The organism is Microcystis sp. BLCC-F210 (genome assembly GCF_042134685.1).
Taxonomy (GTDB): Bacteria; Cyanobacteriota; Cyanobacteriia; order Cyanobacteriales; family Microcystaceae; genus Microcystis; species Microcystis aeruginosa_D.
In genome coordinates this window covers 1,808,454-1,831,564 of the sequence record NZ_CP169647.1, presented here as the reverse complement: position 1 = coordinate 1,831,564, position 23,111 = coordinate 1,808,454, and the positions used below count along the sequence as shown (strand labels likewise).

Here is a 23,111-nt window from a genome sequence, read left to right as displayed (position 1 = left end):
CACTCGATGGGGATCAAGGGAATCACTTGTTATAAATACCTATTAAACAGCAAGATTCCGATTTTGACCAAGTACATTGTCAGGATTTCTTGACAAAGCCGCCAAACCCTTGATCCCAAAGAGATTGTTATATCAGGAAGTTTTGATATGCTGTGCTGCCTTGAAACTGTAGGCGATATTTTAGTACAAATGCGCTACACTGATTACTGATTACTGATTACTGATCACTGATTTGTACTCCGATCCCGATCGCCTGTAATCTGATATTGAGACTTTTAGTTAAGGAGACTGAACCGCTTGGCTACTCGTGTGATTATTGTTCGTCATGGACAAAGCAGTTATAACGCAGAGCAGAAAATACAAGGTCGCAGTGATGGCTCGGTTTTGACGGAAAAAGGCCATCTGGATGCGGAAAAAGTAGGAAATGCCCTCAGTCAAATCGATATCGCCGCTTTTTACTGTAGTCCTCTCCAAAGAGCCAAATCTACTGCTGAGGTGATTCAGTCTCGTTTAAATCACTCTCCCGTCATTCAACCCACTTCCCAGCTACTAGAAATCGATCTGCCTATCTGGGAAAATATGGTCAAAGAGGAGGTAAAAGCTCAATACCCCCAAGAATATCGGGATTGGCATCAAAAACCTCATGAATTCAAGATGATACTGCCCGATGGTCAAGAACATTATCCCGTTCTCTCCCTCTATCAACAAGCGCAGGATTTTTGGCGGGAAATTATTCCCCAACACGAGGGACAAACTATCCTCATTGTTGCCCATAACGGCATTAATCGCTGTTTAATCCTCAGTGCCATCGGTATTCCGGTTTCCTTATACCATTCCCTACAACAATCTAACTGTTGCGTTAATGTTCTCAATTTTACGGGTGATTTTGGTGATCCTGTTCAGGTGGAATCCCTCAATCAAACGGCACACTTAGGGATAGCTTTACCCCCACCGCGTCCTCCTTTCCAAGGATCGAGGCTGCTGCTTGTGCGTCACGGAGAAACCCAATGGAATCGGGATAAACGTTTTCAAGGGGTGCGCGATATTCCTCTCAATGATAATGGCAAAGCCCAAGCTGAGAAAGCCGCCGAATTTCTGCGAGAAACGGCGATCGATCACGCTGTCACCAGTCCTTTGTCCCGTCCCAAGGAAACTGCCCAAATTATCCTGCAATATCACCCGAATGTCACCTTATACACCCAAGTGGATCTGACAGAAATCTGTCACGGACTTTGGGAAGGTAAATTAGAGGAGGAAATTGAAGCAAGTTTCCCCGGGATGTTAGAAGATTGGAAAAATGCCCCAGAAACCGTACAAATGCCGGAAGGAGAGAATTTACAGGAAGTTTGGGATCGAGCGATCGCTTGTTGGCGGCAAATCGTTAAAACCTATAGTAATAGCGATAGTCCTAAGACAATTATGGTAGTAGCTCACGATGCCATTAATAAGGTGATTCTTTGTTATTTATTGGGTTTAAAACCCGCTAATTTCTGGAATATTAAACAGGGAAATGGCGCGGTTAGTGTTATCGATTATCCCAAAGGATTTGACTCTCAACCGGTCCTGCAAGCAGTTAATATCACCTCTCATCTAGGAGCGGGAATACTCGATCGCACGGCAGCTGGCGCTTTATAACAGTTATCAGTGATCAGTGGGTAAGTTAACAGTTATCAGTATTCAGAAGATTGCTTTTATTTATTCTTCCCAATTCATAATTCATAATTCATAATTACGGCTAACTAGAAGCTAAGTACCTAAGCAAAATTAATTACACATTTCGATAAAGCTTTTGCCTATTGCCTATTGCCTCTTGCCTATCTTCACTAGGAAATTTATTTTGCACGACTACTTAATTGATTCTCAATCTGTCTAACTACCGTGAGTGCCGAATAGCTGACTCCGGCAGTGCCTTCTCCCGGATGGGTGGAATCTCCCACTAACCAAAGATGGGGGATCGGAGTGCGCGTCGCTAGGCCAAAAGGGCCAAAAGTGGACAATCTTTGACCAATACCGCCGACAATGCCCTGATTTCGCCCCGTAAACCGTTCAAAAGTGCGCGGTGTAGCTGATTCGATATGAACGATGTGATCAGGACTAAGATGGAAATAATTACCGAGACGCTCGATCGCCTCTTGGGTGTATGCTGCTTTTAATTGCTGATAATTATCTTCTCCTTTTCGCCACCAAAGACTGGTATCGGTGAAGGAAGAAGCAATAATCGTCGCTTTTCCCACTGGAGCGCGGCCATCCCCTTCTTTACTCACGGAAACAAACAAAGAGTTATTTTCGCCGATTATGCCATCGTAATCGTAGAGGAATTGCAAATGGGGGGGACAATCGGGGGGAATAGCAGCGCGATCGACTCCTAAGTAAACCACAAAAGCAGCGGATGCGGGGGGAAGTTTTTCGATTCTCCGGTGATAAAGACTGGGAATGGCTTCGCGATCGATTAATTGTGGTAAATTTTGGATCGGGATATTAGCCACAATCTCATCGGCCATTTCTGGATGTATTTGACCATTTTTTTGATTTCTGACGATAATTCCCGTAGCTTTTCCCTTTTCTGTCAGTATTTTTTCCACTGTGTGGCGCATTTGCAATTTACCGCCGTATTTTTCCAAAGCTGTTACTAGGCGATCGCTTAATACTTGCATACTACCCTGAAGGTGGGATAAACCTTGGGGAGACTGAGAAACTGCTAAAGCGGTGGCGGCATAAAGTAAAGCGGTTTCATCGGCAGTAACTTGGGAATAAAGCTTTAACTGGAGATCAAGAAAGGTTTTTAGGCGTTTATCCCTCTCTAAGCCGTATAATCGCAGAGCATCGCCCACAGTCATCAAAGTAAAGGGGAAGGTAATGGCAGTATCTACACGCAAAGCGGCGATTAATTGCCCTAAATCCCACCAGTTGCGCGGGGGTAAAACTGGATCGCGACTTTGAAAACGCCAACTTGCTTGAAAGAGCTTTTGTAATAATTGCCAAAAAGGTTCGCTGCCCGGAAATTGTTTTTGTCTTTCCTCTTGCCACTTTTGTTGATCGCGCCAGACATTAATCGGAGTGGTTTCCCCCGGCAGAAAAACGGCACAGGCGGGATCGCAGGGGACAGAATCGGGTAAATCTATCCCTAATTCAGCAAAAATGCGCTGATGAATGCCCCCTACTTCTAATCCTGCCACTTGAGTTGCCCCCACGTCAAAAGTAAAACCCCGACGGGAAAAAGTCGAGGCACAACCCCCGGGGACAAGCGCCTGATCATATACTGTCACTTGATAACCTCGACGCGCCAATAATGCCGCCGCCGTTAGTCCGCCAATCCCTGCACCAATAACGGTAATTCGAGTCATTTTCTTAATAATTATTTATATTTATTTTTATACTAACCCTTTTGGCAATCCGGAGACGGGAGACGGAAGACAGGACTCAGGAGACAGGTTTTAGGTGTTGGGGGTTGGGGTTTTGGGGTTTTGGGGTTTTATAGCATTTCTGATTCACAAGAGGTACATTCTCGATCCTGAACAGCTTAATCAGCAAAGGTTTAACTGTGCTGCACAGATGCGAGAAACGCTATAGTTCAATTTCGCCACTTCCCCACCTCCCCAATTCATAATTCATAATTCATAATTCCCCCACTTCATAATTCATAATTCATAACAGTTTACCCGCGCCCCTAGGGTATCTAAAGCCAAAATTTTGGCACTAGAGTTAATCCCCACTTCCTCCCAAGCATTTGTCATCTCTGTGGCTGTTTTTTGGGCATTTTCAGGGTTAGTTAAAGCCAATAGGCTCGGACCTGCGCCACTAATTACCATCCCGTAAGCACCGGCATTAATGGCGGCTTTTTTCACCTTTTCGTAACCCGGGATCAAAGATTGGCGATAGGGTTGATGCAGTTTATCCTCTAGGGCAATTCTCAGCCAATCGCCGTTACCCGTCTCTAATCCCCGCAATAATAAACCCAAGCGGGAAATATTGAAAATTGCCTCCTGACGACTAATTTTTTCGGGTAAAACCGCCCGAGCTTTTTCCGTAGCCAGTTCAAAATCGGGAATCGCTAGGACGGGAATGAGATTTTTTTGCCAAAATACTTGACAAATAGCCCAATTTGTGCTGCCACCTGCCGATAGCTGACAGTTGCCCCGCAAAGCTGGCACCACATTATCTGGATGTCCCTCCAATGCGATCGCTAATGCTTCGATTTCCCCCATAGATAAAGGATTGCCCGCGCATTGATTGGCAGCCACTAACCCACCGATAATAGCAGTGGCAGAACTACCTAAACCTCTAGCTAGGGGAACCCCTAAACCGATCTCGATGGCGATGGGGGGCGGATTCTGTCCTATTTTTTGATAAACTTGCAAAAAAGAAGTGTAGATTAAATTATCAGCCCCTTGGCTAACTTTAGCTGATTCAGTCCCCTTGACAATAATGCTAACAGGGTTAGCTGTCGTTGCCGGCAGCAGGGTAAAAGTAAACTGATTATATAGGGTTAAGGCCGCTCCGAGACAATCGAAGCCGGGCCCAATATTAGCAGTGGTAGCGGGAACTGTAACCGTAAAAGTTGACATGGTTAAGCTTTTGCCTGAAGATAGCGGCGATTTACCTCCTCCCAGTTAACCACATTCCACCACTGTTTTAAATACTCAGCCCGTTGATTACGATATTTTAAGTAATAGGCGTGTTCCCAAACATCATTGCCCATAATTGGCTGTAATCCCATCATTAGGGGGCTATCTTGGTTAGCAGTGCTGATAATTTCCAGTTCTCCTGACTTATTTAAAACCAACCATGTCCAACCACTACCAAAAAGTTTAGTACCTGCTTGGTTGAAAGCGTTTTTAAATGCCTCGAAACTGCCAAATTTAGCGATTATTGCCGCTCCTATTGCTCCTTTTGGTTCGCCACCGCCATCAGGGGACATAATTTGCCAAAACATCGTATGATTAAGATCGCCGCCGCCGTTATTACGGACAGTGGTGCGAATATCGGCGGGTAAAGAGTCAAGATTTTTAATCAATTCTACTACTGTTTTTTTCTGCAATTCTGGATATTTGGCCACTGCCGTGTTGAGATTATTAACGTAGGCTGCATGGTGTTTATCGTGATGAAATTGCATCGTTTCCTTATCAATATAAGGTTCTAGGGCATCATAGCTATAGGGTAGGGCAATAAGACTATAGGGACCGGTAGCGGCAAAAGCTGCAGACTTCAAACTGGCAAGAGTGGCTGTGCCAAGGGTAGCACCTAAAAGATAAATAAATTGACGGCGATTGAGAGACATATTCTCAGAGCAGATGTTTCGATGATCAATTATCCTATCGATCGGTACTTCGGGAAACAAAAACTTTTATCGAGAGACTCCCAGAAGTAATCAGAATCTAGTGGCAGTTCTCCCTAATTACCATAAACGATAAAAACTTTTTAACAAATGCGGCGGAATTTTTAGATAATAACCAATAATAACTAATTGATTAACTAAGGTGGTTTTGCCAATGCCTAATTTTTGCCAACGTCTTGCTGAGGTAATCACTGGAGGAGAAACTATGGCGATTTTACCCCTTTTTTTTAATCTTTGTATTAATTCAAAATCTTCCATAATTGGCAACTCAGGAAAACCGCCCAAATCGGCAAATATTGAGGCTTTTAAAAATATTCCTTGATCTCCGTAGGGAAGAGAAAAGCAGCGAGAACGCCAATTAACTAATTTTTCTACTAAACGCAGGTTTTTTTTCTCTCCATCAATTTTTAATTCAAAGGCCCCTGCTACTATTCCAGATTGGGATAAAGTATTGATAATTTGTTCTTGATAATTTTGGGGAAGTAAAGTATCTCCATGCAGAAATAACAAAATATCTCTTTTCGCTATTTTTGCACCTATATTCATCTGAAATGCACGACCTTTGCTAGGAGAAATAATAACTTTTGCTCCCAATTGTTCGGCTATTTCTCTGGTTTTATCGGTACTTCCCCCATCGACAACAATAATTTCTACTCCCGCACCTATCTGTTTTAACGTTGCTGCAATTCTTAACTCCTCGTTCAGAGTCGGAATGATAACACTAAGATAATTCATCAGGTTTTGTGGACGGTGAGCTTGTCGAACCGCGGTAACTAAAGTCAGAGGATTTAGGGGCAACCATCGGGTAATTTTTCCCACAGATACCGAGGGATTGATTTCGATTTTTAATAACTGTTTTTCCTGTAAAAAAGTTAAACATCGCTGCCAGTTATTCAGAGTGGCTAAAGCTGGAGTCAAAATCGATACCAAATTAGGTTACACTTCATCTTTATGGGAAACGAAACTCTGTTCTAAGATAGGTGGGACAATGCCGAATATTAAAGGAGACGATGGTGCGCTCAAAACCATCTTCAGCAATAGTAAAATTATCGCAGTGGTCGGGCATTCTGAGAAATCGAATCGCGCCAGCTATCAGGTGGCCAAATTCCTGCAAGCGGTGGGTTATCGAGTCTATCCTGTCAATCCGATGGTCAAGCAAATTGACAGTCAAAGCTGCTATCCTTCTCTAGAGGCTATCCCTGAACCCGTGGATATTGTTAACGTTTTTCGTCATCCTGATTATCTACCCGAAATTGTCGAGTCAGCTATTGCTATTCAGGCTGCTACTCTTTGGACACAATTGAAAATTTATCACCCAGTTGCCGAAAAAAAAGCGATCGAGGCAGGTTTAAATGTGATTATGGATTCCTGTATCCAGATAGAATATCAGCGTTTATTTGCCTAAAACAAAACCCCACCATCGGTGGGGTTTCGGGTTTAATTTAGGAAATCCTAGAAGGTAAAGGTTCCGCGGAGAGTACCAATCCACTCGTTACCAGTGCCTTTGAACTGTTCAGGTGCAGAAATCCAGATGACACCGGGGGTGATAGAAATATTATCGGTGACTTGGTACTTGTAGAACAATTCAACGTGGTAGGGAACGATGTTAGATACCCGCAATCCCGTTTCCCGGAAGCTTAAGTGACCAATGTAGGGCTGCGCACCAGCAAACAGACCTAAGATATTTCCTTCTTTACCTAAGTCGGGGAAGGCAATACCAGCACCGTAGGTCCAGACTTCCGCATCACCGAGACCGAGTAAGCGCACGGTGGAATAGGTTCCAAAGGCACTCAAGCTGGCGAAACCAATATCCACTGCACCGGTTAAACCGTAGCTATTGGATACTTTGGCTCCAAAGTTGAAGAAACCGACTTCATCCTGTAGGGTAACGCTACCAGGGTCGTTGCCGTTAACGTTGAGCAGGGTATTTAACTGTCTTTGGGAAAGGTTAGCGGCGGAAGTCCCCGTTACACCGAAGGAACCACCGTTACCGAAGATGGCGGTATCGGCACCTTGATAAGCGTTAACGTAGGTGAAGCCAACGTTGAGGAAGTTAAAGAGGTTAGCGTTAATCTGTGCTAAAGCGGCGTAATCTCCGTTAAAGAGACCATTACCCGGGTTAGGATTGGCCGCAGAACTAGAGCCACCACCACCGGCCAAGTAACCTAAAGATAGGGAAGTCGGACCGACAATGCTTTGGAGGAAGCCTAACTGTAGGCTAACACCACCCCCAGAACCACCACCGATACGATAGATGGGGTTTTCGGAAGCGAAGGTAGATAGCGCACCATTACCACCGTCGAAGTCTTCAAAGAAGGGGTTAGTGGTGGGAACGAAGTCATTCCAAATACCACCCCAGGCGGCGACGTAAGTATTGAAGCGACCGAAGTAACCTAAGTCAACAGGGGTATAGTAGGCCAACCAGTCGAGAACCACATCGCTACCGTTACCCGCCGCGGTCCAGGTTTGGAATAGGGAAGGGCTTTGCAGGTTATCAAATCTGACGGAAGCGGGATCACCATTTTGTAGTGTGGTGGTCGATTTGTAATCAAATCCGAAGGGAGTGGCACTACCCGCCGCTAAACGGGTTTTCAGCACGTCCTGACCGGTGAAGCTCGTGTTTAAAACTAAACGAGCGCGGTATTGCATGGCGGCCTGGGAGGCGGGGCTACCAGCACCGACCGTATCGGTGACAGCGAAGATAACTTCCCCAGCTAATTTGGTCGTGGTGGAGAATTGGTTATTTTCGAGGAAAGACACCCGGCTTTCTAAGTTATCAACTCTAGCTCCCAACGCTGCTAATTCAGCTTGGAACTCTTCCATTAAGCGCTTAAGAGCGTCTAAGTCTTCCTTGAGGACGTTGACACCATCTTGAATTAAACGTTCCATAACGTTTAAGCAAGCGTTTAAACCAGCCGCAAATTCCCAACGGGTTAAAGCTCGGTCGCCCCGGAAGGTGCGATCAGGATAACCAACAATACAACCATAGCGCTCAACTAAGCTTCTTAAAGCCTCGAAAGCCCAAGCGGTGGGAGAAACATCGCGCAGTTGGTTAACACTGGTGACTTGATCGATGGTGTTGCCCTGTACGGGCGCAACTTGACCCTCGTTACCGTACTGTTCGATCTGATTGAGTAGTTCGCCAGTTCCTACACCGTTGTCCTGAACTTGGGCGATTTCTAGATTGTTAAATTCAGTAGAAACGCTGGTAGATTTGACGGGATCGAAGCTACTAGCATTAGCGGAAGCTACCAGGGTAGCCCCTAAGATCGCTGGGCTAACCAGCAATGATTTCCAGAACATTTTTAACATGATGGTTTTTTCCTCACACCTTATAGGTTGACTACACAGTTTGATGACGCATATAGCCTTGCTACTCTTTCGCCATTATACACGATTTAATTGTTTAAGGAAAGAGGCGATCTCATTTTTTCCCTTGACCGGTTGATAAAGTGGCCACCCTGTCGATTCTAACCGCATTTAAAGAAAAACTAAAGTAGGTTAGAATCCTTACAGAGAGAAGACTTAGGCTCAAATAACAGGCTCATCTCAACCAGTCGGGCAAGGTTCTGTGATTCAGGTTAATTGATGATTTCTATAGTGGCACTTTCATACGCGTCTAGGGAGCGATGTCTAATCAACGAAACTTAACACCCGCAAAAGCAGGGACAAGACCATGAAACAAAAAAAGATAGCCAATACACTGCGTAAGGCCTTACTAGAAGATGGCAAGATGGAACGCACTCTCTATGAGTACGAATTAGAAGAACACATAGACTACTGGTACGAAGGTCTCAAGTCCGACCGTGAGCAGTTTGTCTTTGCCATTACGGAAAACACTGGTCACGTGGCAATGGTATTGATTACGCCAGATAAAACTATCTACGTCAATGAGGAGGCGAGAGAGAAACTCTCCGAATTCTGGATCAAAGCTTATAAGAATAATATAAATCGATTGATTCCCATGATGGCGGAGAATCTCGCCAATAATATTATTTCGGTGACAGGCGTTAAAATGGTGTCCCCAAACCAGAATCGGCGATGGGTTAGTTTGCACCCGTAGAGTTAAAGTGCTGAGATTACGGAAAACCCTGAAAAACTATCCGCCCTCACCAATTGCTCGGTAAGGGCGGTGTAGCGGGTCATCAGAATCGACACCAGACTGCCGGAAGGAACTCCAGCTAGTCTAAATCTTGTTTAGACGTGGGGTCTAGAGAACAGCCCCGGCGCACAGCCGGCTATTGTCGATTAGGAGACCCATGCTTTTACTACTTTCTACCATCGACATCACCTCCTGTATCCCTTAACGGATTGATTATCAAATTTATCTGGAACTAGCTTAACGCAGCTGTTCGCAAAAAATCAAGGCCGGCAGCTAAAAATTTTTTCGGCAGGCTGAGGTTAGCCCCAAAATGTAGGTGTAGATAGGAAGCGTGTAGATTTTTACCTTGCCACCCTTCGCCATTGATAGTACTTTTGGGGAATGCTTGCAGTTGATAAATCGGTGCGTCGCTTACCCCGCTTAATTGGGAGCGATGGAATTCATGGCCGCGCACTGGTTGACCTGCTTTGAGCAGGATCGTCTCCTGTTTGGCGATGGCTTGTCGATAACCTAGGGTCAACTTCGAGGACATTATAGCAGATTGGGGGATTATTTGCAACATGGAATGATTTTTTTGCTCAAAATCAACTATTTTGTCACATAAATACATTAATCCTCCACATTCGGCGTAGGTGGGCATTCCAGATGCGATCGCTTTTCTCACCTGGGTTAAGATAGGGGTGTTAGCGGCCAATTCCGGGGCAAAGATTTCGGGAAAACCGCCACCAAAGTACAATCCTTGCAGGTTTTCAGGCAAATTTGCCCCTTGCAAGGGACTCCAAAAGACTAATTCCGCGCCTAAATTGGCTAAAATATCGAGATTATCGGGATAATAAAAGTTAAAAGCCTTATCTCTGGCAATGCCGATACGGATAGGGGGAAAAAGCTTATTTGCTTCTGGGGGATTTTTCTGGTTCTCTTGGGGAGAAATAGTCAGTAAAGGCAAGAGAATGTCCCAATTAAAGCAGTTTTGGGCAATAGAAGCCAGTTTATCTTGTAGTTCCCTGATTTCTCCTAGTTCATCCCTGGGAACTAATCCTAGATGGCGATCAGGAATTGTCAGGGAATCTTGACGACGCAAAACCCCGACAATGGGCATATTGATGGATTCTAGGGCGGTTTGCAGTAATTGCAGATGGCGATCGCTACCAACCCGATTGAGGATAACCCCGGCCAGATGGAGATTTTTGTCTAAAGATTGATAACCGCGGACAATAGCGGCGACAGAGGTAGATAAACGACTACAATCGATAACTAAAAGCAGAGGAAGCCCTAAAATACGGGCAATATGGGCGGTACTGGCATAATCGGGAAATTGAGTATCGCTTAATTGAATACCATCAAATAGCCCCATTACTCCTTCAATCAGAGCATAATCGACGTTTTGACAATGTTGGGCAAAACAGGTTTTTACATAGTCTTCAGAAGTTAAAACCGGATCGAGATTGCGACAGGGGCGACCGGTAAAATGAGTATGGAACATGGGATCGATATAATCTGGTCCGACTTTAAAAGATTGCACTCGATCGCCACGACTGATTAAATAGGCTAAGATTGCCAGAGTAATCGTAGTTTTACCGACTCCGCTCCTTTCTCCTGCGATGATCATGATTAGTTGTTTCTTTTCGAGATCGAGCTAGACTTAATTAACCTGTTATACATTCAATGTTCACCTTATACAAAATAACGGGCAATTACCCTAGGGAATTGGGTAGAAATAATGTCCCAGCCAGACCATTGCTCTGTGGAAGAATCAGACAAGCCCTAAATGGTACAATATCAAAGGGTAAGTCCCTAAACTAAGAGAGCGTTCCTATTCTCCAGTTGACTGCCAATTGAAGTTAACCCAATTATATCCATCAATTTTAACTTGATAGATCATCATTCCCTTGACATGAAAAAGCCTATAATCACAAATAATAGCTTCTTATCGCTATAATCAGGGTTACATCCCTAGCAAAGTACCTGTTTAACTGATAAACAAAACTTGACAAATTTGTATAATAATGCTTGCTAGTAAAGCTTCTCAATAATTGATTCCCCATGACTTGGTTATATAAAACCCCCGGTATTCCCGATGAACTGTTCGAACGTTTGCCTGGGATTCCCTTGAGTAAACGCGAGGTGAGATTATTGATGATTTCCGCTTTGCGGTTAAGCGATGGGGGGGTTTTCTGGGATATAGGGGCTGGAACTGGCACTATTCCCGTTGAAATTGGCTTATTATGCCCCAATAGTCCGATTATTGCTATTGAAAGGGATGAAGAAGTGGCGAGTTTAATCCGCCGTAATTGCGATCGCTTTAGGGTAAAAAATGTTACGGTTTTTGAAGGCAGCGCTCCCGATTGTTTACCCAATATATCCCTAGCACCCGATCGCGTCTGTATCGAGGGCGGCAAACCGATTAAATCGGTGCTGCAAGAAGTGTGGCAATACCTGAAACCCAACGGACGCATCGTGGCTACGGCCAATAATTTGGAAACCCTCTATCAATTTTCCGAAGGCTTTTCTAATTTACAGGCCCGTAATATCGAGATCGTACAAGCGGCAGTAAATCGTCTAGAAACGAGGGGTATTCAGCAAGTTTTTGCTGCCGTTGATCCCATGTTTATCCTGAGTGGTGATAAACTTGATCCGCTCACTCGCACGAACGCTCAACCGAACGGCAAAACGGAGAATAAATAATCAGTTTTTAATAACCAGATTTATTGTTATCGCTGTAGAAAACCTTAATTTTAAAGGCGTAGTAGGTAATTATAATTTAGCTAAAGCCATTATCAAAATCGGTAAAACCCCACACCCTACCCCCACACAAAACCTTTTGATGCAGACCCTAAATAGGGTTTGCAGCAAAAAGTTTGTTGCTGGAGTCAGTCCCGATGAAAAAATTTTCACCACAAATATCAAAAATGAAGTCTTACGGATATTGGTACTGAAGGGTGTTGGGATGTTGGGGTTTTAGTTGAGTTCTCCTATCTACCCATTTCCCTAATTTTTTTCCTGACAAAACTCTTGTCATTGTCAAGACTGTAGGGTAACTTGTATATAAAAATTAATAAAGTGAGAAGCATTAGAGCGATGTTGAGACTAATTAGCGACTTTGACGGCCCGATAATGGACGTATCGGAGCGATATTACCAAGTTTATCAGTACTGTTTGCAGAAAACCACCTATAAAGGTCAAATTATTGGGGAATTATCGAAAGCAGAGTTCTGGCAGTTAAAACGGGATCAGGTTTCTGAGAAGCGCATCGGGGAAATGTCAGGATTAGATGAAGATCAAGCGCGGAAATTTGCCCATCTTCGTCGTCAAACTGTCCATACTTTACCCTATCTTGTCCACGATCGCCCGGTGGTTGGTTCTTTGGAAACTCTCCAGAGAATCCAAGATTTAAAGATAGATTTAGTCGTCATGACGATGCGGCGGGTATCTGAGCTAGATCATGCCTTTAATCGCCACGATATCGGTCGTTTTTTCGCCGCTAATCGTCGTTATTGTCTAAATAATAATTACACGAAAACCAACGACGTGCGCGACAAAACCCTGCTTATGGCTAAGGCTGCTAAGGAACTGCCAGCGGCTGCCGATACTTGGATGGTGGGGGATACGGAAGCGGATATTGCCGCCGCTAAGAGCCAAAATATTAAGGTTATTGGCGTATTATCGGGGATTCGCAGCCGTTCCCGTTTAGAGAGCTACGAGCCTGATTATATCGTCAATAACCTTGGGGAAGCAGTGGACGTGATCTTAGGCTCCCTACGAGCGACTGGTTAACGGAAAAGACTACTAATCACCCAAAAGATCAGAAAAGTGACGAGCGCATAAATTTGGCGATCACCGAAAACGTTCAAATCAGCCTTGGCAGCTAAACTGGCTAATCCCGCTCCCAGAGCGACTCCTAGCACTAAACCAGCGAGAGTGAATAGTAAGGCGCGGCCAAAACGTTTTTCTTTGCGGTTGAAAAAATAGATATTAACGAAAACGCCAAAAGCTAGGAGCAGCGGTAAAAGGGAGCCACTGGGATCGGGAACTAACAGCGTGATTGCTCCTAAACAAGCGTAAATCACTGCTGGTATAGCGATGTCCTTTGCAGAAGGTGTATCGATTGAGCTTTTCCACCAGTTAGGAGATTTGCCGCTAGTAACTGGTTTACTTTCCACCGGAATCGTCAGACGTTCGGGAAAACGAATGCGATCAGGCACTTTGATTCTACCTTCCTGTCGCATCCGCAGTCGATCCATAAGGACAGAATCGTAGGCGGCCTCGATCGATTCGACAATTTTGCTATCATTCTGATACTGTTGCACCAGTCTTTGTTTGGCCTCTTGAATTTCTTCAAAAGAGGATTCTTCAGTCACCCCAAGTTGTTCGTAGGGATTCTGTTCACTCATGAACATACCTCCTTAATTATGCTCCCGATAGTCATGATCTTAACCCTATGTTCAGTAGTGTACCTTGAGTTCCAAGCTTATTTAAATTAATTAAGTTTAGCGAAAATCTGAGCAGAATCGATCGCTTCGTAGGGATAACCACTGGCATCTAAAAGGCTTTTTTCGACGATTTCTCCTTCTTTAACGATAATTAAGCGGTTTTTGCCACCGTAGGCTTTAATTGTGACAATTTCTAAAGCAAATAACCCCGGGGAGAAACGGGGATTTAAGGCCCCATCGTACTCGAATTTACTCTGCATTAACTGCAAAGCATAGAGGCTACTGCTATCAAAGGGGGCTGCATCTGCCATCGTTTTGGCGCGTACCACTGGGATTAAATCGCGAAAGGGAATAGAAATCCTTTGCAAGGTGCGATCAAGTGTATCAAAAGAATAACAGTAACCGATACCATCCCAACGTCCTTCACAACGCAGAATTAATTTATAGCGTTTTCCGTCCCCTTGTACCTGTAATTCTATTCCCTCGTAGTTAGATAAATTTAGGGGAGGATTCAGGTTTCTGGTACGAACTGAGGCAAAACCGCCGTTATTTTCGGTTTTAACGATACCGGAAAAGAGAGCGCGTCCTCCGGTTAGGGTTATCTGACTCTCGCTCACTCCTCCCATTACCACATCATCCACCGCACCCCAGATTTCTTTGATGTCACTGCTGGGATTGCTAAAGTCAAAGAGGGTTTTTTCGGCGGTTATACCAGCATTTTTCAGTAAATCAAGTAAATTAGCTAAACTATGACGGTTATTCTCCCCTTGACAGTAGATAATCTCATCAATCCCCGTAAATAATTGCGGGGTTTGCAGAGCGAATAAATCGACATTTTCGCCGAATAATTGACGAGCATCATCAATATTATCGACTAAAGCACGAATTTGATAGTTTTGCTGCTGTAATTGAGCGATTACCTTTCTACCGATCGCATTTTCACCACCAATGACTAAAATAGTCTTCATGCCTTGCTCATTTGTTAGCTGAATTTTTTTATCTTCTCCGAAACCGAGCAGCTTTTGCAGACAACTCCAGAGGGGAATACTATCAAAATAGTCGAGAGTTTGCCAAAATCTCTGAAAATCCCAGTTTTTTGACTCAGCCATAAATTTTATCTCCTTACTGCCATTAATTTTTATTTTATCGAGTTAATTTGGCTGTTTGAGATCAAAGGCTCTCCTGTAAACATCAAAAATCTTCCGTTAGGTGAGGAAAATCCGAGACAGGAGCAGAAAAAAGACAAGAGACAACTATCCTACCCATAAAACCGAAGACGATGTCAAATTTATCTGTGCTTTTAGATATTTTGACCCGATAGCGGCTCGATAACTTACTTTGACGGGATACTAATTCTAACAAAAAATATTTTTGCCTTATTCGATTCCATACTATAGCGTTTCCTGTTTGCAAGAGGTACATTATCGATGTTGAAAAGCTTGCTCAGCAAAGGTTTGGCTGTGCTACACAGGTGTGAGAACCGCTATATCTAAGTTTTTAAGCTCATTAAAAATACTAATGTGCCGTAACCAGTTTAGGAGAGCCAACGGGAGGAATTCGCAAAAGTTGTGGAGTCAATTAACAATCACCCCCGAAAATGTCTTGACTATCGAACACTATTTGCGGTATTTTATCAAATACGATCAAATAGTGATGCAATTCAGATTTGAGTTTACTACAAATTTTTTTAATCATCATGCCACAACAACCTTTAATCTCTAAAACCCTGACAGAGCAAGCTATTTTCACATCCTTAGCACGAAACAGTTTAGATATCAAGTTTTTTAGAAAAATATTTTTATTGTCTCCCCTGTTATTTTGGGAATTATTTGGTTTAGAAGTTAACTCGGTTAAAGCAGTAGAAAACCTGCCATGTCCTGTCATTTCTAGGGAAGAAGTGGATACTAATGCTCTTAAAAGAGAAATTGCTAATTATTCAGCTACTCTGCGAGCCTATCCTAGTGATCCGGGTACAATTCAACTTTATATTCAACGGGGAATAGCGCGAGAAAAAATCAACGATCAAAACGGAGCGATCGATGATTTTAGTCAATATATTTGGTATAGTAATTACAATGCTTCCGGGTTCAAAGATCGACAGTTAATAGCTCAAGCCTATTATCAAAGAGGTGTGTTAAAGTTAGCCATGGCTAAGGAGCAGCGTCAGCTAAAATTATTAGAAGCTGCTCGATCAGATTTTCAGGAAGCATTTAAATATAATCCCAATAAAAGCGAAGTTTACTTTAACTTGGCAATCATTGCCTCTTTCCTCAATCATCAATCCTTAGCTTTAGATTATTACCAGCGTTTCATAGGTTATGAAACCGAGAATTATCGTGGCTATTATCATCGAGGAAACCTCTACTCCCGCTTGGGTAATTATGCAGCGGCCATCAAAGATTATGATCTGGCTATTTTATATCAACCAGATCTAATTGAAGGCTATTATAATCGGGCAATAGCTTTAGAAAAGATAGGGGGAAAACGAGAAGCTTTTAAGGATTATAAAATCGTTTTAAAATGCTCCCCTAACTTATTTTTAGCCAAGAATGCTCCTAGCAGTTATCAAAACCGCGCCAGAGTACAAATTGAAATTGCTGACGAGGAAGTGGAATTAGCCAATTTATCTTCTAATTCCCCACAGGGATATCAAATGGCGATCGAGTATTATAATGGAGCAATTGAAGACTTAGCACTTGTTATCCGTTTTAATCCTAACTACGATAAAGTTCCCCATGCTAGAGCATTTCTTAAACGGGGTTATGCTCACCTACGACTCAACAATAATCAAGGGGCAATTCAAGATTATAACCAAGCAATTTATCTGCAGCCCCAAGACGCAAAAGCTTATGTATATCGGGGGTTAATGCGAGCTAATAAATATCAAGAATATGCGGGAGCTTTAGAGGATTTTACTGCGGCAGTGGCGCAAAATCGTCATGATGCAGCCGCTTACTATCATCGGGGATTAGTGCTGTATAAATTGGGGCGTTATCAGGAGGCTTTAGATAATTATAATATTGCCTTAGCCCAAGATGATCGGATTAATACACCTAGTTTTACTTCTCGCTCTGTCTGTAGCGAAAATATCCGAGAATCTGCTGAAAAAAATTATTTTTATAACTCCAGAGAAACTGATTTTCGTCCTAATTATAATGTTTCTTGTCATGCTCAGGCGCGAGGAGATGCTCATTTTGCTTTGAAAAGTTTTGCCGCAGCCGAAAGAGATTATACTACTTATCTACTTGCCTATCCTAACGATCCAGAAGGATATCATAAAAGGGCTAATGCGCGTTTTGAAAAAGGGGATAAACAGGGAGCGATCGAGGATTATAATGTATTCCTACAAAAAGTCCGCGATGCGAGAATTTTCTATAGTCGTGGTAATAGTCGCGCTGACGTGGGAGATAACCAAGGAGCGATTACAGATTACATTCAATCTTTGAGCATTAATCCTATCGATGTGACGGTGTATAGTAATCGGGGAAATGCACGCACAGATACCGCTACTATTCCCGATCAGGTACAGGTAACACCGAGAATATCGGCCAATCCGATCGCCTATAATAATCGTGGTATTATTCGACGACAAACTGGGGATAAGGAAGGTGCTTTGGAGGATTTAGATAGGGCAATTAGCTTGAATTCTAATAATCCGATCGCCTATAATAACCGGGGAGTTATTCGCTTTGATTTGGGAGATAATACTGGTGCTTTGGAGGATTTAAATATAGCCATTTCTCTCCAGTCTAACTATGCTGAAGCTTACTATAATCGAGGTTTAGTTAAGGAAAAAATCGGCAAGAAAAAAGAAGCAATTGCGGATTATCAATTAGCAATTAGTTATCAGCCTAATTATGGCGAAGCTTATTATAACTTGGCTCTTGCCACCTACGATGATAAAAATCCTAGTAGTAGATTAGCGAGTCTTAACTATTTGCAAAAAGCCGCTAATGCTTTGATAAAAACTGGTAATTTAGAACTGTATGAACGCACAGTAGAGTGGATGTTAAAAATGCAGTAATTTGTCTAAAAAATAAGCTCAGGTGTGACATTAGACCAAAATCTAATTCTGATTGTCCTTGTCAAGACATGGCAACAATTCTTAATAAAGCTTGACAGAAGCACCAGATTGTGGTGCTTATAAGACGCTTTCATGACAAGGTTTTAAAGATTTTCTCATTGATTACCCCTCTGACATAATTAATTTTTGCTGGTTCAAAAACGTCCTATCAGTTACAGCATTGATCATAAATATGAAGTATAATTTCATCGATAGCTAAATTGTACAAAAAATGAAATCCTATCCAGTAGAGTTCCGTCAGAAAATTCTCGACTGTTATTACAACGAACCCATCTCTCAAAGACAATTAGCGAAAAGATTCTGCGTAACTTTAAGTTTCGTCCAAAAGCTTTTGAAGCAATCTCGAGAAACAGGAGATATTCGACCGAAGACTTATCGATGTGGACGTCATTTAAAACTCACACCCGAACAGATGATCGCCCTCGGTGAGTTAATTGAGGAAAATAATAATGCAACTCTAGCCGAACTATCGGAACTATTCCTAGAAAAAACTGGTATATTGTTAAGCGTAGCGACAGTGGCAAGAATAGCTGAACGCTTGAGAATAAACCGCAAAAAAAACTCTACACCCCCCAGAAAAAGAGATAAAAATAGCACAAAAACTTAGACAAGAATACTGGGATAAAATTTGGGACGTAGATAAGGAAATTCTCAGCGTGCTTGACAAAGCGAGATCAAGTCTAGTTATGAACAGAAACGATGCTCCCTCGCTGAAAGCTTTAAATTCCATCTGTTTATTTCTTAGCAAGTCAACCTTTGATTGGTAATAAATTTTCTGAAATGTTGTCAGCTTTTCTCGAAGGCAATCGCTGACCAAGAGTACCCTTAATCCTAATCAGAGAAAAACTGTCTGAGTTATTTTGACCGCATTGCGCTCCCAATCGACAACCTAAGTCAGGGTTGGGGGTTGGGGAAGTGGGGAGAAAAAAGCCGGTAAAATAACTCTAGGCAACCTTACAAAGAATTCATGAAAGCGCAAACAACAAGTAAAGATAGCCTGATCCTGCGGCAAGAAGTAGTGGGAGCGCGTCGCCCTAGTAACTATTTTTGGGCTTTAATCGTCACTATTGGCGGTCTAGGGTTTCTTCTCGCGGGTCTTTCGAGTTATTTAAAGGTCAATCTACTTCTCGTTAGCGATACCAGTGCCTTACAATTTATTCCCCAAGGAGTCGCTCTCCTCTTTTATGGTACTGCGGGGACGCTTTTAGCCATCTATCTCTGGTTATCTCTCCTTTGGAATGTTGGAGGTGGTTACAACGAGTTTAACAAGGAAACCGGCAAAGTTAAAATCTTTCGTTGGGGCTACCCCGGCAAAAATCGTCGCATTGATCTCGATTGGCCTCTCGAAGATGTGCAAGCTGTACGGGCCGAAGTGCGAGAAGGACTCAACCCGAAACGGGAACTATTCCTGCGGATTAAACAGCGTCGCGATATCCCTTTAACCCGCGTCGGTGATCCTATGTCCCTCTCGGAATTGGAAAATCAAGGAGCGGAACTCGCTCGTTTTCTGGAAATTCCTCTAGAGGGATTGTAGGCCTTTTTTCGCTCTTTTTGGCTATAAAATGATGAAGATAAGAAAATCTGGCTGGCTATCTGTGGTTTGTGTTTTTTTAATCACAACGACAACACTTTTCGGCTGTTCTTCCCCAGAAGCTAACTCCACCCCCGATAATTCTAGTATCACCCAAACCTCTCAACCTGCCAGTTCGGGCAGTGTCAACATGGATAATTACAAACCCCGTTTAGATGGAACTGCGGTCGTCGAGATGGTCATCAAAGGTAAACCGGTAAAGATCGAAATTGATGGCAATGCGGCCCCAATTACTGCCGGTAACTTTGTGGATCTCGTGGAAAGAGGTTTTTATAATGGTTTAACTTTCCATCGCGTGGTTAAAGAACCGCAGCCTTTTGTCGCTCAAGGTGGTGATCCCCAAGGTCGCGGAACTGGTGGTTTTGTTGACCCAGAAACCAAGCAATCCCGTTATGTTCCCCTTGAAATTCTCCTCAAAGACGAAAAAGAGCCGATTTATGGGCAAGCAATCGGTCAACAGGCCACGTCGCGTACTCCCATCGTCGCTTTACCTCATAAACGCGGTGCGATCGCAATGGCCCGTTCTCAACAACCTAATTCCGCTTCTTCTCAGTTTTATTTTGCTCTGTCGGATATCAATTTTCTCGATGGTGATTATGCCGTTTTTGGTTATGTAACTGAGGGAATGGAAGTGATCGATACGATCAAACAAGGGGATAAAATTGACTCGGCCAAAGTTGTTTCCGGTGCAGAAAATCTGAAAAAATAGCGATCGGTTAGGGTGGGTTCGTGCGACGATAATTTAATCTCCCCCCTAACCCACCCAATCATTTAATATTCCGATAACTGATAACTGATAAGTAGTCGTGCAAAATTAATTTCCTGGTGAAGATAGGCAAGAGGCAAGAGGCAAGGGGCAAGAGGTGGTTAGATATGTGTAATTAATTTTGCTTAGGTACTTAACTGATAAATGAATGTTGTGGTGACGGGAATTGGGTTAATTAGTTCTCTGGGAAATTTAAGTCAGAGTTGGCCAAGATTACTAGAGGGCAAAACTGGTATAACTAGACAACAACCCTTTTCTGATTTACCCGTTTTACCATTGGGTTTAATCGGTCACAAACCGGCATTTTTAGACGATTTAACCAAAATTGCCCTGATTGCTGCCCTCGAAGATGCGAAGTTAACCCCTCCCTTAAAGGATTGTGGTGTCACTATCGGTTCTAGTCGCAGTTGTCAGGGTTTATGGGAACAGATGGCAGCGACGGGAATAGTAGAAAACTGGTTAGATAGTTTACCCGATCGCGCCTCGGTATTGACCGCTAGATTGATAGAAACCAGCGCCCCAGTCTTAGCACCGATGGCGGCCTGTGCCACGGCTATCTGGTCGATCGCCCGGGGTGTAGAATTAATCAAAATGGGAGAATGCGATCGAGTTTTAGCAGGGGCGATCGAAACCCCGATCACTCCCTTAACTTTGGTGGGATTTGAACAGATGGGGGCCTTAGCGAAAACGGGCTGTTATCCTTTTGATAGAGCTAGGGAAGGCTTAGTTTTGGGGGAAGGTGGGGCGATTTTAGTCCTTGAATCGGAGGAAGAGGCCTTAAGTAGAAATGCCTCCATCTACGGGCAAATTTTGGGCTATGGTTTTACCTGCGATGCCGATCATGTTAGCGCCCCAGCGGTGGATAATCATAGTGCTGCCAAAGCTGTATTACTATGTTTGCACAGAAGTAAATTAAGAAAAGATGAAATTCACTACATTCACGCCCACGGCACTAGCACGCGTTTAAACGATGAACGGGAGGCAAACCTGATCGCCAGCATTTTTGGCTCGCAAGTGGCTGTAAGCTCGACAAAAGGGGCAACAGGACACACTTTAGGGGCTTCAGGGGCATTAGGTATGGCTTTTTGTCTCATGGCTCTAAAAAATCAGCTAATTCCCCCCTGTGTCGGTGTGAACGAGTCCCCTTTCCAGTTAAATTTAACCAGATCGGCCATTAATTTTTCCTTGCAAAATTGTCTCTGTCTTAGTTTCGGTTTCGGAGGACAAAACGCGGCGATCGCAGTTGGTAAGTGGCAGACTGACAGGTGTAGGTTGATTCATGAATCAACCTACTAAGCACGACGTTTTGAAAAATTTTCAGATATTTATGGCGAGAAATCGACTAAAAACTTTGCCAGATAACGATTTAAGAAAATGACATAAAAGAGAATGAAATAACCCTAAGAGTAACAGGGGTAAGTTGGTCATGGTTACAAAACTATGTTTTGACCCGTTCGGACCTCGACGTCAGCTTTTGACGTTTACCTAACTCAGCATCCCGCACCACTTGTTGAAGTTCTTTGTCGAGAAATTCAAAGTCTTGATTCCAATCAATACCCACGTGAGCGTGAGGAAAAAAGAAGGAAACAAAGTCTTCAAAGTAGATTTCTAAGACATCTTTCCAAGGAGTATCAAAATCAGTATTTGGGTTATTCATTTCAGTTATCAGTTATCAGTTCTCTTCAAACATCGAAGCAATTTTTGTGATATACTATACTTACGCAGAAAACGGGTTTCTCAAAGAAACCCGTTTTCTCCAAAAGGCGATCGCTAACGTCAAAGCTAGGCAGTTAAAGTATTTAACCAATTGATGAAATCTTCAACCGCAGAGAAGTCGAATAAAGCTTCTCCTAATGCTTCGACATCATCAATACTTAACTGCATAATTTTAGTTTCCAATGCAGGATTAATCTCCCCTAACTTGCGTTTAAGTTGGCGAATAATCAATGTTTTTTCGCGTTCGATACCTTGTTCGATACCTTGTTCGATACCTTGTTCGATACCTTGACGCATCCAACTGGTAGTAATTTGCATAACTCCCTCCTGTACGGGTTGACTAAATGTGCTAATCTCTTCTTGGAATTGTATCTCTTCGGCAGGATTTAGATTGAGATATGTATCAATGAATCCAGAAATTAATTGCATTCTCGCAGGATCTAACCTTAAAGTAATTAACAAGCGCAGACATTCCGCCTTAACCTTAGCTCGCTCTGTCTCGGCAATGTTCATCTTAGCCATCAAAGCCGAAGCAACTGGATTCTGCTGATTGAGAAAATCTCGCCAATTTAATCGATTTAACTGCACTATCTGATAGTTAAATTCTAACACCTTAAAATCGGGAAAATCGACTACATACTGACTAATTGCTTCTTTTTTGGGCTGGGAGTAAGAAAAAATTACAATTGGATAAATCGGTAAGACAAATTTCTCATGAAAGCGAGCAAAATAAGTAAACATTCGCCGATTAAACCACTTTCGAGAACTTTCCTGCGCTTCTACATGAATCAGAAAGAAAGATTCTTTTCCGAGAAACCTAACTTGTGCTACTAAGTCGCTTTCATGCTTTTCTCCTTCCGTGACATCGGTAAATACTTCTTTGTCTAAAAAAGTAATTGAGTCTGTGTCTAAATAATTGATTACTTCAGGAAAAAACAACTCAATAAATTCGATAAAAAAGGTGGAGATTAACTCCTTAAATAAGCGATCATGGTCAACATTATTAGTCATGTAATATAATTTTAACGAATCTGAGCGGTGAATGACTACCAGAAAATAACAACTCTTTGATTCTAACAAGTTTAAG

20 protein-coding genes are annotated in these 23,111 nt (G+C 42.9%); 10 read left to right on the top strand and 10 right to left on the bottom strand.

Annotated features, from left to right (window positions below):
- Positions 1-297: 297 nt before the first annotated feature.
- Complete coding sequence (locus ACE3JL_RS08815) at positions 298-1,635, top strand: histidine phosphatase family protein (protein ID WP_375329296.1); 1,338 nt, start codon at positions 298-300, stop codon at positions 1,633-1,635.
- A 197-nt stretch (positions 1,636-1,832) separates the two neighbouring features.
- On the opposite strand, the gene crtD is transcribed toward ACE3JL_RS08815, so the two are convergent.
- The 4 genes from crtD to ACE3JL_RS08795 all read right to left on the bottom strand — a co-directional run bounded on the left by crtD (position 1,833) and on the right by ACE3JL_RS08795 (position 6,070).
- Positions 1,833-3,344, bottom strand: a complete 1,512-nt coding sequence (crtD, locus tag ACE3JL_RS08810; protein WP_375329295.1) for a C-3',4' desaturase CrtD — start codon at positions 3,342-3,344, stop codon at positions 1,833-1,835.
- A 294-nt stretch (positions 3,345-3,638) separates the two neighbouring features.
- On the bottom strand, positions 3,639-4,565 hold the full coding sequence (gene thrB / locus ACE3JL_RS08805; protein WP_375329294.1) for a homoserine kinase: 927 nt from the start codon (positions 4,563-4,565) through the stop codon (positions 3,639-3,641).
- Positions 4,566-4,567: 2 nt separating this feature from the next.
- Complete coding sequence (locus tag ACE3JL_RS08800; RefSeq protein WP_375329293.1) at positions 4,568-5,278, bottom strand: superoxide dismutase; 711 nt, start codon at positions 5,276-5,278, stop codon at positions 4,568-4,570.
- 117 nt (positions 5,279-5,395) lie between these two features.
- Positions 5,396-6,070, bottom strand: coding sequence for a TIGR04283 family arsenosugar biosynthesis glycosyltransferase (locus ACE3JL_RS08795; RefSeq protein WP_375329600.1), 675 nt, complete (start codon positions 6,068-6,070; stop codon positions 5,396-5,398).
- Between the two features lie 253 nt (positions 6,071-6,323).
- On the opposite strand from ACE3JL_RS08795, the gene ACE3JL_RS08790 reads away from it, so the two are divergent.
- Positions 6,324-6,740, top strand: coding sequence for a CoA-binding protein (locus tag ACE3JL_RS08790; protein ID WP_271992530.1), 417 nt, complete (start codon positions 6,324-6,326; stop codon positions 6,738-6,740).
- Between the two features lie 47 nt (positions 6,741-6,787).
- On the opposite strand, the gene ACE3JL_RS08785 is transcribed toward ACE3JL_RS08790, so the two are convergent.
- Positions 6,788-8,647, bottom strand: coding sequence for an iron uptake porin (locus ACE3JL_RS08785; RefSeq protein ID WP_375329292.1), 1,860 nt, complete (start codon positions 8,645-8,647; stop codon positions 6,788-6,790).
- Between the two features lie 364 nt (positions 8,648-9,011).
- On the opposite strand from ACE3JL_RS08785, the gene ACE3JL_RS08780 reads away from it, so the two are divergent.
- A complete protein-coding gene (locus ACE3JL_RS08780) occupies positions 9,012-9,398 on the top strand; it encodes a hypothetical protein (RefSeq protein WP_271992534.1) in 387 nt (128 codons plus the stop codon).
- A gap of 271 nt (positions 9,399-9,669) precedes the next feature.
- On the opposite strand, the gene ACE3JL_RS08775 is transcribed toward ACE3JL_RS08780, so the two are convergent.
- On the bottom strand, positions 9,670-11,046 hold the full coding sequence (locus ACE3JL_RS08775) for a cobyrinate a,c-diamide synthase (RefSeq protein WP_271992536.1): 1,377 nt from the start codon (positions 11,044-11,046) through the stop codon (positions 9,670-9,672).
- 434 nt (positions 11,047-11,480) lie between these two features.
- On the opposite strand from ACE3JL_RS08775, the gene cbiT reads away from it, so the two are divergent.
- Positions 11,481-12,122: a precorrin-6Y C5,15-methyltransferase subunit CbiT gene (cbiT, locus tag ACE3JL_RS08770; protein ID WP_375329291.1), complete on the top strand. Its 642-nt coding sequence runs from the start codon at positions 11,481-11,483 to the stop codon at positions 12,120-12,122.
- Between the two features lie 393 nt (positions 12,123-12,515).
- Positions 12,516-13,211 (top strand): HAD family hydrolase, encoded by a 696-nt coding sequence (locus ACE3JL_RS08765; RefSeq protein ID WP_150975223.1) that lies wholly within the window; start codon positions 12,516-12,518, stop codon positions 13,209-13,211.
- On the opposite strand, the gene ACE3JL_RS08760 is transcribed toward ACE3JL_RS08765, so the two are convergent.
- Both ACE3JL_RS08760 and ACE3JL_RS08755 read right to left on the bottom strand, forming a co-directional pair.
- Entirely contained in the window at positions 13,208-13,828 is a 621-nt protein-coding gene (locus tag ACE3JL_RS08760; RefSeq protein ID WP_271992540.1) for a CPP1-like family protein, read from the bottom strand. The two genes, ACE3JL_RS08765 and ACE3JL_RS08760, sit on opposite strands and share 4 nt — an antisense overlap.
- Positions 13,829-13,914: 86 nt before the next feature.
- Positions 13,915-14,976 (bottom strand): CIA30 family protein, encoded by a 1,062-nt coding sequence (locus ACE3JL_RS08755; RefSeq protein ID WP_375329290.1) that lies wholly within the window; start codon positions 14,974-14,976, stop codon positions 13,915-13,917.
- A 587-nt stretch (positions 14,977-15,563) separates the two neighbouring features.
- Between ACE3JL_RS08755 and ACE3JL_RS08750 the strand changes: the two genes are divergently transcribed.
- From ACE3JL_RS08750 to ACE3JL_RS08730, 5 genes are all read left to right on the top strand, one after another.
- Complete coding sequence (locus ACE3JL_RS08750) at positions 15,564-17,891, top strand: tetratricopeptide repeat protein (RefSeq protein WP_375329289.1); 2,328 nt, start codon at positions 15,564-15,566, stop codon at positions 17,889-17,891.
- Positions 17,892-18,162: 271 nt separating this feature from the next.
- Entirely contained in the window at positions 18,163-18,558 is a 396-nt protein-coding gene (locus ACE3JL_RS08745; RefSeq protein ID WP_375329288.1) for a transposase, read from the top strand.
- A gap of 360 nt (positions 18,559-18,918) precedes the next feature.
- The gene (locus ACE3JL_RS08740; RefSeq protein WP_375329287.1) at positions 18,919-19,485 is read left to right on the top strand and encodes a photosystem I assembly protein Ycf4; all 567 of its coding nucleotides are present in this window, start codon (positions 18,919-18,921) and stop codon (positions 19,483-19,485) included.
- Positions 19,486-19,513: 28 nt separating this feature from the next.
- Complete coding sequence (locus ACE3JL_RS08735) at positions 19,514-20,251, top strand: peptidylprolyl isomerase (RefSeq protein WP_271992546.1); 738 nt, start codon at positions 19,514-19,516, stop codon at positions 20,249-20,251.
- Between the two features lie 201 nt (positions 20,252-20,452).
- Positions 20,453-21,604, top strand: a complete 1,152-nt coding sequence (locus ACE3JL_RS08730) for a beta-ketoacyl-ACP synthase (protein WP_375329286.1) — start codon at positions 20,453-20,455, stop codon at positions 21,602-21,604.
- 142 nt (positions 21,605-21,746) lie between these two features.
- Here ACE3JL_RS08730 and ACE3JL_RS08725 read toward each other — a convergent pair whose 3' ends face one another.
- Positions 21,747-21,965 (bottom strand): hypothetical protein, encoded by a 219-nt coding sequence (locus tag ACE3JL_RS08725; RefSeq protein ID WP_271992550.1) that lies wholly within the window; start codon positions 21,963-21,965, stop codon positions 21,747-21,749.
- A gap of 125 nt (positions 21,966-22,090) precedes the next feature.
- Entirely contained in the window at positions 22,091-23,035 is a 945-nt protein-coding gene (locus ACE3JL_RS08720) for a DUF4351 domain-containing protein (RefSeq protein ID WP_271992551.1), read from the bottom strand.
- Positions 23,036-23,111: the final 76 nt, after the last annotated feature.